Source organism: Echinicola arenosa (genome assembly GCF_014841125.1).
In the GTDB taxonomy this organism is placed as follows: domain Bacteria; phylum Bacteroidota; class Bacteroidia; order Cytophagales; family Cyclobacteriaceae; genus Echinicola; species Echinicola arenosa.
Genome location: NZ_JACYTQ010000004.1, coordinates 446,692 through 460,448, shown reverse-complemented (window position 1 = coordinate 460,448; position 13,757 = coordinate 446,692). Strand labels below are relative to the sequence as shown.

The following is a 13,757-nucleotide window of genomic DNA, read 5'->3' as shown; positions in this document are numbered from 1 at the left end:
TATGAAATATTTATTCTTGCCTGCAATCTTCCTTGCAGGTTCTCTTTTTGTATCAAGTTGTGAAACAAAAAACAAAGAGAAAATAGCAGAACTAGAACAAAAAATTGCCAAACTGGAAGAAGATCAAAATAGTGCCATGGCAAAGCCAAGCAATGTGCAAAGTGTGGCAAAAATAGATCCTTCTACATTGGGTAGTTTTAAGTTTGATGAAATGGAGCACGACTTCGGGACAATCAATCAGGGAAAAGTCGTAGAACACATATTCAAGTTCAAAAATGACGGCAAATCACCACTGGTCATTTCCAATATCCAAGCCTCTTGTGGATGTACCACTCCCGACTGGACCAAGGAACCTATCAAGCCAGGAGAAGAAGGACATGTAAAAGTAAGCTTTAACTCTGCAGGCAAAGCAGGAGCTCAAAGCCCTACAGTGACCATTACGGCCAACACTTCTCCAAGTGTGACCAGATTAAAATTAAAAGGAACAGTAAACACAAATACCACTGCCAGCAAAACCGTTGGTCCGGTGAAAAAGTAATCATGATAAGTACAATATTATTACAAGCGCAAGGTGCCGGAGGAAGCGGCATTTATGGACAGATATTTCTTTTTGGTGGCATCATTTTGATCATGTATTTCTTCATGATCAGACCACAGCAGAAAAAGCAAAAAGACGCCAAAAACTTTATCGATTCCATTAAAAAAGGAGATCAAGTAATAACCATCGGTGGAATTCACGCTAAAGTGAGCAGCATTGAAGGAGACACTGTCATCCTAGAATTGGACAGAGGTTTTAAAATCAAAGTTGAAAAATCAGCCGTATCCGCTGAATTCTCAAAAAAAATCAACGAAACTAAATAAGCTGAGATCTTGAGTAGATTTCAAAAATACTTCGGGAAGCTTCAAAAAAAGAAAGCATCTGACATCAAAGTGGTGGCTCTGTGTGTAATAGCAGCCACCACTTTTTGGGTTTTAAACGCATTGAACAAAGACAACTATTCCACAGTAGTCAACTACCCCATTGAATTCCAGTACAATGCAGAAGAATACATGGCAGTCAAAGAGCTGCCATCTGAAATCAAAATTGAAATCAATGGCAATGGCTGGGACCTTTTCAGGAAATATTTCAATTTCAATGTAAACCCCTTTGCTATAGAGCTGTCCAATCCTGACAAGCAGGATTATTTGCTTTCTTCCGAATACAGAAGAAGTCTTGGTGAAATTTTAGCCCCAACCAACCTTTCGGCAATTCTGACAGACACCTTGAAGTTTGACTTTGATAAAATCATCGAAAGTGATCTAATTGTCAAAATCGACACATCAACTTTGGAACTCGCTCCTCATCATGAATATGCCAGTGAAATCATCATTGACCCCATATCAGTCCATATAAAAGGCCCTGAGTCTAAAATAAATGCTTTGGGAGACTCTTTGGTTATTGCGTTAAATGAAACCGGCATTCAAGAAAATTTCAATCAATCAGCACCTATAGAGATGCCTGAGGATTTGCAACCATTTATTGAGTTTTCTCCTAAAAACATTCAAGTGACTTTTGAAGTCGTGGCATTTCTTGAAGGCAACAAAAGGTTGAAAATCAGAGAAGAGAATTTCCCTAAAAATGTCACCCTCTCTAGGGATGTTACGTCTGTTCTCATGAATTATAGAGTAGATGAAAGAAAGGTTTCTGAGCTAAGGGACCTTGAGTTTGAAGGAATCCTCAATTATAGACATAGAAATAAGGAGGACAGTACCGTCACTATAGAAGTACTAAATCTTCCCAATTACATCAAGTCGGTAGAGATTGAGCCAAATACGTTTAAATTAAGCTATGACTGATCAAAAGCCATTACTCGTCGGAATCACAGGAGGTATTGGCGCAGGAAAATCTACTGCTGCTAAAATTTTTTCCGTTTTAGGTATCCCCATTTACTCTGCTGATGATCGGGCAAAATGGCTTATGGCCCATAATGAAACCTTAAAAAAGGAAATACAAAACACTTTCGGTAAAGAAGCCTTTCTCCCTGACGGAAGTTTGAACAAACTATATTTGGCCAATGAAGTCTTTTCTGACGAACAGAAGACAAAAAAAATCAACAATTTGGTTCACCCTGCGGTCAAATTGGATTTCGAATCTTGGGCGAATAAACAAAATACGCCATATGTACTCAAGGAAGCGGCTCTTCTTTTTGAAACAGGTTCTTATAAAGAACTAAATAAAGTCATCAATGTAAGCGCTCCTGTAAAGCTTCGTGTTCGTCGGGTTCTCATGCGAGACCCACAGCGCTCAGAGGAACAAATCAATGCGATTATTGATCGACAATTGCCAGATACCGATAAAAATAAGTTGGCGGACTTTATAATCAAAAATACGGAAAACCAACAACTGATCCCGCAAGTCCTAAAAATACACAATAAGTTGTTGCTCTTGAAATAAAAAGACTATAGCTTCAAATTGATCTGATCCAAATAGAACTTCATCCTTGTATGTTCATGGTTTAGAAAATCTATTTTGTCGATCTTATCCAATTTATGGTTATAAAAAACTTCTACATATTCATTGTCTAGAAGATATAAATTCACCTTGTGCGTATAATACCTAATCCCCACCACAAAGGTCCCCTCGGTGTAGAGCTTATTGATCTTTTTGTGCAAAGGCAATTTTTTAAAATCTTCTTTAATCATCTTGTTATCAATGAGTTTCCAACTTCGTGTTTTTCACTAAAGTATAAAACTATTAACCATCCATGTTAACTTCAAGTTTCAGACTATGAATATTTTTTCTTTTTCGTGGTTAATTTCGGCTCTCAAGTCATTAGGCTAATATTGCTTAGCTCAAGATACTTCAGTATAATTGAAAAACGATTTACCAAACCAATGACACTACCAAAACGTCTCAAAGCTAAGCGCACAATTCTTCTAGTACCTTACCTGCTCATTTTGATCTTTTTTGGCTCCTGCTCCGCTTCTAAAAAAGCCTACCGCCGCAATGTAAACACTGTCGTCCAAACCGCTAAATCATATCGAGGCACTCCTTACCGATACGGCGGCACCACCCGGTCGGGCATGGATTGTTCCGCTTTGCTTTATTTGTCATTCAATAGTGTTGGAATAAGTCTCCCAAGAACCTCTAGCGAGCAGAGCAAAACAGGAAAAAAAGTATCAATAAAAAAGCTGGAAATAGGAGATGTGGTTTTCTTTGCTACCGGCAAGAAAAGGAATAAAGTGACTCATGCGGGAATTGTGACGGACACTGGCAGGCGCAGCATCCAATTTATTCACTCTTCATCTTCTTTGGGAGTTACGGAAGACAATCTCTTCTCTACCTACTGGAACCCAAGATTTGTACGGGCAAGGAGGTATTTATAATTTTAACAGCAATTTTAGCGATTAGCAAAAGTTTAGTCATAAAACGACTTTCCAAAATTCACCTCTTGAAAAAGGCCTCTTCCAATCTGTAAATCAGAAATGTAACTTATAAAAAATTGACCTAAAGTGGATTAATTTTTGAAACATCCTTTGGTATTAACCATTATTAGTTAATTTTGCAGTCGAATAATAGAATTGCATTAATTCCTTTTACATTAATACACAAAAATGGCGAATACTGGTAAGATAACTCAGGTGATTGGCCCCGTAGTAGATATCTCATTCGAAGGGGGAAAATTACCGAATATCCTGGACGCACTCGAAATCACCAAGGAGAATGGTCAAAAAGTAGTATTGGAAGTTCAACAACACCTCGGTGAAGACCGTGTTAGAACTATCGCAATGGATTCCTCAGAAGGATTGGTAAGAGGCATGGAAGCTGTCGATATGGGCACTCCTATTTCTGTACCAACTGGAGAAGGAATCAAAGGGCGTTTGTTCAACGTTGTTGGTGAACCAATCGATGGTCTTCCTAAAGTAGACTCTCCAAACAGACTACCTATCCACAGACATGCTCCTAAATTTGAAGACTTGTCTACATCCACTGAAGTGCTTTATACAGGTATCAAAGTTATCGACCTGATCGAGCCTTATGCAAAAGGAGGTAAAATTGGTCTTTTCGGTGGTGCCGGTGTAGGTAAAACTGTATTGATCCAGGAATTGATCAACAACATCGCCAAAGCTTATTCAGGTTTATCCGTATTTGCAGGCGTTGGTGAAAGAACCCGTGAAGGAAATGACCTTTTGAGAGAAATGATCGAATCAGGAATCGTAACTTACGGTGATGAATTTGTTGAATCTCTCGAAAACGAAGGAGGATGGGACCTTTCTAAAGTAGATCTTAATAAATTAAAAGAATCTAAGGCAACATTTGTGTTCGGTCAGATGAACGAACCTCCTGGTGCTCGTGCTCGAGTAGCCTTGACAGGTCTTACTCTAGCTGAATATTACCGTGATGGTGAAGGTGACGGCGCTGGTAAAGATATCCTATTCTTTATCGATAACATCTTCCGATTTACCCAAGCTGGTTCTGAAGTATCCGCCCTTTTGGGACGTATGCCTTCAGCGGTAGGTTACCAACCTACACTAGCAACAGAAATGGGTGCCATGCAGGAGAGAATTACCTCTACCAAGCACGGTTCCATTACTTCCGTACAGGCCGTTTACGTACCTGCGGATGACTTGACTGACCCGGCTCCTGCGACTACTTTCGCCCACTTGGATGCCACTACAGTACTTTCCCGTAAGATTGCCGAGCTAGGTATCTACCCAGCAGTAGATCCTTTGGACTCTACTTCTAGAATCCTTGAGCCAGGTATCTTGGGAGATGAGCACTATGACTGTGCTACTAGAGTAAAAGAATTACTTCAACGTTATAAAGAACTTCAGGATATCATCGCCATCCTTGGTATGGAAGAACTTTCTGAAGAAGATAAGTTAGTTGTACACAGAGCTAGAAGGGTACAAAGATTCTTGTCTCAGCCTTTCCACGTTGCAGAACAGTTTACAGGCCTTAAAGGTGTGCTTGTAGACATCAAAGATACCATCAAAGGCTTCACCATGATCATGGACGGTGAGTTGGATCACCTTCCTGAAGCAGCATTCAACTTGGTAGGTAACATCGATGATGCTATCGCCAAAGGTGAGAAAATGCTCGCTGAAGTTAAATAATTAAACACCTCTTCCTTTTAGAGGAACAAATCACAGGGTAAAAGCTTATTCGTCTGCTTTTCCCTGTGATTTTTTAAACCAAACTAGCAGCAACATGCATTTAGAAATCATAACACCGGACAAGAAGGTATTTCATGGAGAAGTATCTGAAGCCAGTTTCCCAGGCGCTTCAGGTGCTTTTCAGGTATTGAAAAACCACGCTCCTATTGTATCTGCACTGGCAAAAGGAACTGTTTCCTACACCACCAATGACGGCAAGCAATCTCTAGAAGTAGACGGCGGTGTAGTGGAAGTTAGAGATAATGAAATTATTCTTTTAGCTGAAAAAATCCTGGATTAATCAGCTAAGCATTGAGATAAACAAAAAAAGCGAACCAAATTTGGTTCGCTTTTTTTGTTTCACTTAAACGTCACCTCTATCAGGTAAAAGCTTTCCTCATCTTTTATTTTTTCATGAAACGGACTGTTTTCCATAAGGATGTATTCCTTCAATAAAGCTCCTTGCCAAACTCCCACAAAAATCTCATTTTCTTCATCTACCACCTGAATAGGGGGTAATGCTATATGATAACGTTCATTTTCAAAAAAGGCTCTACCATTGGCTATCACTTTATTTTCAGATTTTGAGTAAAGAGAATGAAACCCTTTATTTCCTTCATCAAAGGACCTAATTAACGCATAACGACTAGACTCCTTCCACTCGCCTCCAAATCTAGATTTCCCCTCAAAAAGAGACTGGATCTTACCAAAATCCCTATCATGGGATTTAAAATATGCCACATTCGGCAAAATAATTTGCTGCTCCCAATTGTTTGGAATAGGGTTAGGCTGGTATTGAATAGCAAAACGTTTTACCAAAACACCTGGTGATTGTACATGATAAATAGTTGGATCAAAATTTTGATAAAACCTTATTGAATCCCTATATCTCTCAAATGGACTTATTGGAGTAGTCACTAAAGCTCCGTCTAATTCAGGAAAATAATTCAATGCCGTACTTTCTAAACTGAAATCTTTATCCAAGAAACCCAGTTTATAAAATTCATTATCAAATGGACCATTATAAGGACTATATGATTTAAATCCAACATACCCCTCATGGCCTATTAACTTGGTAACACTACTAAATATAAGTGGGTCTTTGGTCCTAAATGAGCTGTCAGCAATAAATTCCTTATCAAAAACCACAATTTTTTTCAGGTTGAAATCATAGATCTCCAAACAGCCTTCTTCATTTAACCAATAATCATTTATTTGTCGTACTTCTAATGGCCCCGGCCCTTTCTCACCCACTTGCTTGACCAACTTCCCCAGCCTATCATAGACTTTGACTTCATCTGAATTAAATCGATCAAATAAGATATAATGATCCTTTGTAATCAAAACCCTATCCGCTCCCTTCAAATAATCACCATCTTTGTCTTCAAGTGGCACAAAACGGATTTCTTTAATTACAGAAGAGATGTCCACACTATCCTCTATTTCCTCAGTATTGATGACAATCGTCTCTACATCATTTTTGATTGTTTCCTTCGCTTTAGTGCAGGCCATTAATAAAGCCAGCGCTAAAAAATAATATTTACTCATTTGATAAAAATTCGATTTATTTTCTACAAAAATTAGTTTGACCCCAATAATAAAAATAAAACAGCTGCCAAGCAAGCTCCAACCAAAGGCCCTAATACAGGCACCCAGCTGTATGCCCAATCACTTCCTCCCTTCCCTTTGATCGGTAAAGCTTGATGGGCCAAGCGAGGTCCTAAATCCCTAGCGGGGTTGATTGCATAACCAGTGGTACCTCCTAGTGACAGACCAATCACCCAAACCAAAAAAGCCACAGGCAAAGCTCCTAAAGCACCTAGCCCAATTGGAGTATTATTGGGATCTTCCAAATTGGCTCCAGTGGAATACAAAATCACAAATATCAACACAAACGTACCCACCACTTCTGAAAGGAAATTCGAAAAATAGTTTCTAATGGCAGGAACCGTTGCGAAAGGAGCAAACTTCAAACCTTGATCATCAGTAGCATCAAAATGATCCTTGTATATCAACCAAGCAACACTTGCCCCAAAAGCAGCTCCTAAAACTTGTGCAACAACATAACCCGGCACTAATGCCCAATCAAATAAACCAGCAACTGCCAGCCCCACACTCACAGCTGGATTAAGATGGGCACCGCTATATGGTCCCGCGACAACTACACCAATAAATACGCCCAAAGCCCAGGCTGTAGTAATCACCATCCAACCACTGTTATTTCCCTTGGTTTGCTTCAACACTACATTGGCCACGACTCCTGACCCCATGGTAAGTAACAGCGCCGTTCCGATAAATTCAGCTAAATAAATATTCATAAGGTACTTCTGAAAGTGTAAAAAATCATTCTTCTTCCCAGTCTTTGGTTCGCTCAACAGCCTTGTGCCAAAAATGAAGTTTCTCTTTTACAATATCCTCCTCCAATTTAGGTTCAAAACTTGCATCTTCTTCCCATAGCTGCTCCAAAGCAGCCTCATCTTCCCAATAACCTACAGCTAAGCCAGCCAAGTAAGCTGCTCCCAAAGCAGTAGTCTCAGTTATCTTTGGCCGCTTAACTTCACTTCGAATCAAATCAGCTTGAAACTGCATCAAAAAATTATTGGCTGAAGCACCTCCATCAACCCTCATTTCCTTTGTTTTCTCTCCTGCATCCTTTTCCATCGCACTGAGGACATCATAAACCTGAAAAGCGATGGCTTCCAGACCCGCCCTTGCAAAATGTGCTTGAGTAGTCCCTCTTGTAATTCCAAAGAAGGCTCCTCTGGCATCTTGATCCCAGTAGGGTGCTCCCAAGCCTGTCAGGGCTGGAACAAAATAGACACCGCCACTATCCTCTACACTGGTGGCAAGGGACTCACTTTGCTCAGCCTGTTGAAAGATTTTGATACCATCTCTAAGCCACTGAATAGCCGCTCCACCGATGAAAACACTACCTTCCAATGCATACTGGACATTACCATTGATTTCCCAGGCAATGGTCGTAAGTAATTTATTCTTGGATGCCACAGGTTCAACCCCCGTGTTCATCACTAAAAAACAGCCAGTTCCGTAGGTAGTCTTTGCCATACCAGGGCGTGTACACAACTGCCCAAAAAGTGCAGCCTGCTGATCTCCTGCAATTCCGGCTATGGGAATTTTCGAAGACAATACATCGCCAGCCGTAGTACAATACACTTCACTGCTTGACTTGACTTTGGGCAATATGGATTCAGGAATATCAAATAACTCCAACAGTTCTTTGTCCCATTTTTTTTCATGAATATTAAAAACCAAGGTCCTGCTAGCATTGGTAATGTCGGTAATATGTTCCTTTCCTTTTGTCAACTTCCAGATCAACCAACTATCAACCGTCCCAAAGCATATTTTTCCTTGTGCTGCTTTTTGACGAGCTCCATCCACATGATCCAAAATCCACTTGATCTTTGTAGCGGAAAAATAGGCGTCAATGATTAACCCGGTCTTCTTACTTATTTTTTCAGAATAGCCCTTTCTTTTCAGTTCATTACAATAGGCCGAAGTCCGTCGATCCTGCCATACTATCGCTTTATACAGTGGTTTTCCTGTATCCCTGTCCCAAAGAATAGTCGTTTCCCTTTGATTGGTAATACCGATTCCAGCGATCTGATTAGGTTCAATCTCTGCCTTGGCAATTACCTCCAAGATGACTGAGGCCTGTGAGGTCCAGATCTCAGCGGGGTCGTGCTCCACCCAACCAGACTTAGGAAAAAACTGCTCGAAATCCTTTTGGGCTAAGGCGACAATTTGACCTTTCCTATCAAAAAGAATGGCCCTGGAGCTAGTTGTGCCTTGGTCCAGCGCCATGATAAATTGGTTATTTTGGGTCATTGTTTTATATTTTAATCAAATACTTCTTAGCTATATTCTCAAAATCTTCTAACTCCTTATTGATCCATACATCGTCTTCTTTCAATTCCACGGCCATCAGTTTGGCCACCAATGGTGCCATCTCTAATGCAGCCTTGGTATCCAGAATCAACATTCTCATTCTTCTGGACAACACATCTTCCACCTTCATGGCCATTTCCTCCCTTACAGCCCAGACCACTTCACCAGCAGTATAAGGGTAGTCCGCATGAAGAAGTTTTGCATAATTCGGATTATCCTTGATCATTTGAAGAATCTTGACCGCTTCATTGCCATATTTTTTCCAATGACCTTCCAAAATAACCTCCCCATAACCATGTATTTTAACTTCCCATGATTTACTCACGATTAATTTTTCACCAGTTATTCTATGAAAATAATTGACCGTATCTTCTCCCATCTTCCTAAACGTGGTCCATTTACCGCCTGTGAGGGTCACCAAACCCGAATCAGCGACAATAATCTTATGGTTTCTGGATATTTCTTTTGTTTTGACTTTTCCTTCTTTAGGGGCTGCCAAAGGTCTCAATCCGGCATAAACAGCTAAAATATCTTTTCTGCTTGGCCTTTTGGTCAAATACAAGCCAGCTGTATTTAGGATAAAAGAAACCTCCCTAGACAATGCTTCTGGTTCCTGTTTTGCCTTCTCTCTCAATGTATCTGTAGTCCCCATCACCAGCTTACCTTTCCAAGGCACTGCAAAAAGCACACGACCATCAGAAGTTTTTGGAATCATCAACGCATCAACCCCTCCTAAAAATTCATTGGGCAAAACCAAATGCACCCCTTGGCTCGGCTGAATCATCTTTGCTACTTCCGGTTGATCCATCCTCAAAATTTTATCGGCAAATACGCCTGTCGCATTTACCACCATCTTAGCTTTCACCTGATAGTTTTTCTTGCCAAGAGCATCCCTTACTTTAAGCCCGGCAACTTTTTGATTTTCATCCTTCGATAGAGCAGTCACAGGAGTGTAATTCAACATTAGCCCACCCAAATCATCACAAGTCTGAGCAATTGCCAAAGCCAGTCTTGCGTCATCAAATTCCCCATCATGATACACTACCCCACCAAGCAATCCCTCTTGCTTAATTTGAGGTAGCCGCTGAATAGTTTCTTCTTTTGAAATAAAATAAGAATCTCCAAGGCTCAACCAACCTGACATCCAGTCATAAACCTTAAGCCCAAGAGTATACCTGAGTTTCCCCAAATAAGAATAGATAGGAATGACAAAAGGTTGCACATGAGCTAAATGAGGGGCATTTCTCAAAATCCTCCCTCTTTCTCTCAAGGCTTCCCAAACCAGCAGCACATCCCCTTGGGCCAAGTACCTGACACCACCATGAACCAATTTAGTGCTTCTACTGGAAGTCCCTTTTGCGAAATCTGAGCGTTCAAAAAGTACAACACTTAGCCCTCTGGATAATGCATCCAAGGCTACTCCTAAACCTGAGGCCCCTCCTCCAATGATCGCAATATCCCAAATCTTATCATCATCTTTTAACTGCTGGAGGTTACGGGCTCGATCCATAGGAAGTCATCATTAAAAATACATTGGATAAGTTAAAAAAAATGAACGCCTAAACCAATTTAGGTTCGGCTAAAATCCAATTATAGCTATGCCTTTTTCGAAAGTAGGCGCAAAAAAAGGAGCTATTAAAGCTCCTCTTCTCTTTCCAGCATCAAAATGGCATTTTGAGAGACAATGTAGAATTTCTCTCCCTCATAAATTACTTCATGAGCTCCATTCAATAAGAAAATGGCTAAATCACCTTCTTTCGCTTGGAGCGGCACATACCGAATGTTCTCTTCCTTTTCTTTCCAAGGCTCATCTTCCTCCACATGCATGGGAATGGGATAACCTGGACCGGCCTTTATGATATAGCCTTGCTGTACCTTTTCCTTTTCCTGGACACCAGGAGGGAGGTAAAGACCACTTGAGGTCTTCTCGGTGGCCTTTTTAGGTTTGATCAATACCCGATCACCTACTACTACCAGCTTTTTAAGCTTATTGTCTTCCGTCAACCGCATTGTTAGTTCACTTGAATTAAAAACAAAAAGCACCCCGAATACACGAGATGCTTTTTACTTATTGATCTCGAAGAAAATTATTTTTTATCTTCTTCGTTTACCTCTTCATAATCTACATCAGAAACACTGTCTCCAGCATCCGCACCTGCCTCAGCAGAAGCACCAGCTCCCGCGCCAGCAGCACCTTCAGCACCAGTTCCCTGAGTAGCATTGTACATTTCTGTAGAAGCAGCTTCCCACGCTTTGTTGAGTTCTTCAATAGCAGGAGTGATGGCAGTCAAATCCTGGGCTTGATGAGCTGATTTCAACTTCTCCAATGCTCCATTGATATTGGTTTTATTTCCATCAGAAAGCTTATCACCGAATTCTTTTAACTGCTTCTCAGTTTGGAAGATCAAACTGTCAGCTTGGTTAAGCTTTTCGATTTTTTCTTTTTCCTCCTTATCAGAAGCAGCGTTAGCTTCAGCCTCTTTTTTCATTCTTTCGATTTCCTCATCAGAAAGTCCTGAAGAAGCTTCTATTTTAATTTTCTGCTCTTTACCTGTTCCCTTGTCCTTGGCAGATACGTGAAGGATACCGTTCGCATCAATATCAAAAGTTACTTCGATTTGAGGTACACCTCTTGGTGCTGGCGGAATGTCGCTCAATTGGAATCTACCAATACTTCTGTTATCCTTGGACAAAGGTCTTTCACCTTGAAGTACATGGATATCCACTGCAGGTTGGTTGTCAGCTGCGGTAGAGAAAGTCTCAGACTTCTTGGATGGAATGGTAGTGTTGGCTTCGATCAATTTGGTGAATACTCCACCCATGGTTTCGATACCTAAAGAAAGCGGTGTCACATCTAGCAACAATACATCTTTCACTTCACCAGTCAATACACCACCTTGGATGGCAGCACCAATGGCTACTACCTCATCAGGATTCACACCTTTAGACGGCTTCTTACCGAAGAACTTTTCTACTTCTTCCTGAATTTTAGGGATCCTTGTAGAACCACCTACCAAGATTACTTCGTCAATTTCTGAAGGAGACATGCCTGCATCAGACAAGGCTTTCTTGCAAGGCTCCATAGAACGCTTCACCAATGTCTCAGACAGTTGCTCGAATTTGGCTCTAGAAAGGTTTCTTACCAAGTGCTTAGGACCTGTTTGGGTCGCAGTGATATAAGGAAGATTGATCTCAGTAGTAGATGAACTTGAAAGCTCAATCTTAGCTTTCTCAGCAGCTTCCTTCAAGCGCTGAAGTGCCATCGGATCTTGCTTCAAGTCGATATCTTCTTCAGATTTGAACTCTGCGGCCAACCAATCAATGATCACCTGGTCAAAGTCATCTCCACCAAGGTGAACATCACCGTTAGTAGACTTCACTTCGAATACACCATCACCCAATTCTAGGATAGAAATATCAAATGTACCACCACCAAGGTCATACACTGCTATTTTCATATCTCTATCCTTCTTGTCCATACCATAGGCCAAGGCTGCTGCTGTAGGTTCGTTGATGATTCTTTTCACATCCAAACCTGCAATTTGACCAGCTTCCTTAGTGGCGTGACGTTCTGCATCATTAAAGTAAGCAGGAACAGTAATGACCGCCTCTGTTACTTCTTGTCCCAGGAAATCCTCAGCAGTCGACTTCATCTTCTGAAGGATCATCGCTGAAATCTCTTGAGGTGTATATGATCTGTCTCCGATTTTCACAGCTACAGTATCATTAGAACCTTTTTCAACTTTATAAGAGGCATGTTTCTTCTCATCAGAAACCTCAGAGAATTTTTTACCCATAAACCTTTTCACGGATGAAATGGTATTGGCCGGGTTAGTGATTGCTTGTCTCTTTGCTGGATCCCCTACCTTTCTTTCTCCATTTCCATTGTCCAAAAATGCCACAATAGAAGGGGTAGTTCTTCTTCCCTCACTGTTCTGGATCACCACTGGCTCATTACCTTCCATTACGGCAACGCAGGAGTTAGTGGTTCCCAAGTCTATACCAATAATTTTTCCCATAACTTTATTATATTTCTTTATTGCTGTTATTCTATCTGTTACTCGAAATCATATTTAACAACTCATGTGCCAAGCCTATTTCAGAAACTTTCTGTGTCAGATTGTCAGCATTTATGACACATAACTTTCTGATCGGTACAAAAGTCTGTCAAACTTATTTTACTATTACTTTCTAAGAATGTTATTTTGTCAATCCCTATTTAAAATATAGAAACCTCAATTATTTTCTCCGTCACTTTAATCAGAGGATTAGTCACATTTATTATTAAAATCTTCATTTTTTGATGTACTTCATGCAACCTTTTGGTCCTCAAACGCATCTAAAGAGTATGAAGCATCAGTTTTTGGACTGGTTATGATCAGCAATTAGGCATGCTACCACAATAGCATTTTTCAGAATTAAACTATTAAAACAAGTAAATCACACCAATACAGTCAATGAAAATTTCCCGTAAAGATGAACGCGCACGATGGGCCTTGGTCTTTTTGATAGGCCTTTTGGTATCTTTCATTATTTCGGAAATGGATGAAAAGCCACAAAAGTCAAGTAATATTTCACAGTCGGATTCAACCCTTAAAGCAAAAGATTTTAAGTTTCCTTCTGATAAAATCATCTTGAAACTCCTCCCAGATCAACCAAACAAACCCAAAGAACTTCTTCACTATTAATATTTTTTTCTGACAATCCTCTTAATT

Annotated in this window: 15 protein-coding genes; 8 read left to right on the top strand and 7 right to left on the bottom strand. The window is 40.4% G+C overall.

Annotation, left to right across the window (positions count from 1 at the left end; translation table 11 throughout):
- Nucleotide 1 precedes the first annotated feature (1 nt).
- From IFO69_RS14080 to coaE, 4 genes are read left to right on the top strand one after another with little or no spacing between them, the layout of a single operon-like run.
- On the top strand, nucleotides 2-538 hold the full coding sequence (locus IFO69_RS14080; protein ID WP_192010763.1) for a DUF1573 domain-containing protein: 537 nt from the start codon (nucleotides 2-4) through the stop codon (nucleotides 536-538).
- Between the two features lie 2 nt (nucleotides 539-540).
- The gene (gene yajC / locus IFO69_RS14075; protein ID WP_192010762.1) at nucleotides 541-861 is read left to right on the top strand and encodes a preprotein translocase subunit YajC; all 321 of its coding nucleotides are present in this window, start codon (nucleotides 541-543) and stop codon (nucleotides 859-861) included.
- A gap of 9 nt (nucleotides 862-870) precedes the next feature.
- Nucleotides 871-1,836: a CdaR family protein gene (locus tag IFO69_RS14070; protein ID WP_192010761.1), complete on the top strand. Its 966-nt coding sequence runs from the start codon at nucleotides 871-873 to the stop codon at nucleotides 1,834-1,836.
- Nucleotides 1,829-2,434 (top strand): dephospho-CoA kinase, encoded by a 606-nt coding sequence (coaE, locus tag IFO69_RS14065; protein ID WP_192010760.1) that lies wholly within the window; start codon nucleotides 1,829-1,831, stop codon nucleotides 2,432-2,434. Before IFO69_RS14070 ends, coaE begins: the two co-directional genes overlap by 8 nt.
- Nucleotides 2,435-2,439: 5 nt before the next feature.
- On the opposite strand, the gene IFO69_RS14060 is transcribed toward coaE, so the two are convergent.
- Nucleotides 2,440-2,682, bottom strand: coding sequence for a hypothetical protein (locus tag IFO69_RS14060; protein WP_192010759.1), 243 nt, complete (start codon nucleotides 2,680-2,682; stop codon nucleotides 2,440-2,442).
- Between the two features lie 192 nt (nucleotides 2,683-2,874).
- Here IFO69_RS14060 and IFO69_RS14055 point away from each other — a divergent pair, with 192 nt between their 5' ends.
- The 3 genes from IFO69_RS14055 (at nucleotide 2,875) to atpC (ending at nucleotide 5,437) form a co-directional block, all read left to right on the top strand.
- A complete protein-coding gene (locus IFO69_RS14055) occupies nucleotides 2,875-3,366 on the top strand; it encodes a C40 family peptidase (protein WP_192010758.1) in 492 nt (163 codons plus the stop codon).
- A gap of 228 nt (nucleotides 3,367-3,594) precedes the next feature.
- Nucleotides 3,595-5,097: a F0F1 ATP synthase subunit beta gene (gene atpD / locus IFO69_RS14050; RefSeq protein WP_192010757.1), complete on the top strand. Its 1,503-nt coding sequence runs from the start codon at nucleotides 3,595-3,597 to the stop codon at nucleotides 5,095-5,097.
- A 94-nt stretch (nucleotides 5,098-5,191) separates the two neighbouring features.
- Nucleotides 5,192-5,437 carry an ATP synthase F1 subunit epsilon gene (atpC, locus tag IFO69_RS14045; protein ID WP_192010756.1) on the top strand — a complete coding sequence of 82 codons (246 nt, stop codon included), beginning with the start codon at nucleotides 5,192-5,194 and terminating at the stop codon, nucleotides 5,435-5,437.
- A 59-nt stretch (nucleotides 5,438-5,496) separates the two neighbouring features.
- Here atpC and IFO69_RS14040 read toward each other — a convergent pair whose 3' ends face one another.
- The 6 genes from IFO69_RS14040 to dnaK all read right to left on the bottom strand — a co-directional run bounded on the left by IFO69_RS14040 (nucleotide 5,497) and on the right by dnaK (nucleotide 13,061).
- Nucleotides 5,497-6,684: a 6-bladed beta-propeller gene (locus IFO69_RS14040; RefSeq protein WP_192010755.1), complete on the bottom strand. Its 1,188-nt coding sequence runs from the start codon at nucleotides 6,682-6,684 to the stop codon at nucleotides 5,497-5,499.
- Between the two features lie 32 nt (nucleotides 6,685-6,716).
- Nucleotides 6,717-7,454, bottom strand: coding sequence for an MIP/aquaporin family protein (locus tag IFO69_RS14035; protein ID WP_192010754.1), 738 nt, complete (start codon nucleotides 7,452-7,454; stop codon nucleotides 6,717-6,719).
- A 25-nt stretch (nucleotides 7,455-7,479) separates the two neighbouring features.
- On the bottom strand, nucleotides 7,480-8,982 hold the full coding sequence (gene glpK, locus IFO69_RS14030) for a glycerol kinase GlpK (protein ID WP_192010753.1): 1,503 nt from the start codon (nucleotides 8,980-8,982) through the stop codon (nucleotides 7,480-7,482).
- 4 nt (nucleotides 8,983-8,986) lie between these two features.
- Complete coding sequence (locus IFO69_RS14025; protein WP_192010752.1) at nucleotides 8,987-10,552, bottom strand: glycerol-3-phosphate dehydrogenase/oxidase; 1,566 nt, start codon at nucleotides 10,550-10,552, stop codon at nucleotides 8,987-8,989.
- Nucleotides 10,553-10,677: 125 nt separating this feature from the next.
- Nucleotides 10,678-11,052, bottom strand: coding sequence for a co-chaperone GroES (locus IFO69_RS14020; RefSeq protein ID WP_192010751.1), 375 nt, complete (start codon nucleotides 11,050-11,052; stop codon nucleotides 10,678-10,680).
- Nucleotides 11,053-11,129: 77 nt separating this feature from the next.
- A complete protein-coding gene (gene dnaK, locus IFO69_RS14015) occupies nucleotides 11,130-13,061 on the bottom strand; it encodes a molecular chaperone DnaK (RefSeq protein ID WP_192010750.1) in 1,932 nt (643 codons plus the stop codon).
- Between the two features lie 438 nt (nucleotides 13,062-13,499).
- Between dnaK and IFO69_RS14010 the strand changes: the two genes are divergently transcribed.
- Nucleotides 13,500-13,730 carry a hypothetical protein gene (locus IFO69_RS14010; RefSeq protein ID WP_192010749.1) on the top strand — a complete coding sequence of 77 codons (231 nt, stop codon included), beginning with the start codon at nucleotides 13,500-13,502 and terminating at the stop codon, nucleotides 13,728-13,730.
- The last annotated feature ends 27 nt before the right edge of the window (nucleotides 13,731-13,757 follow it).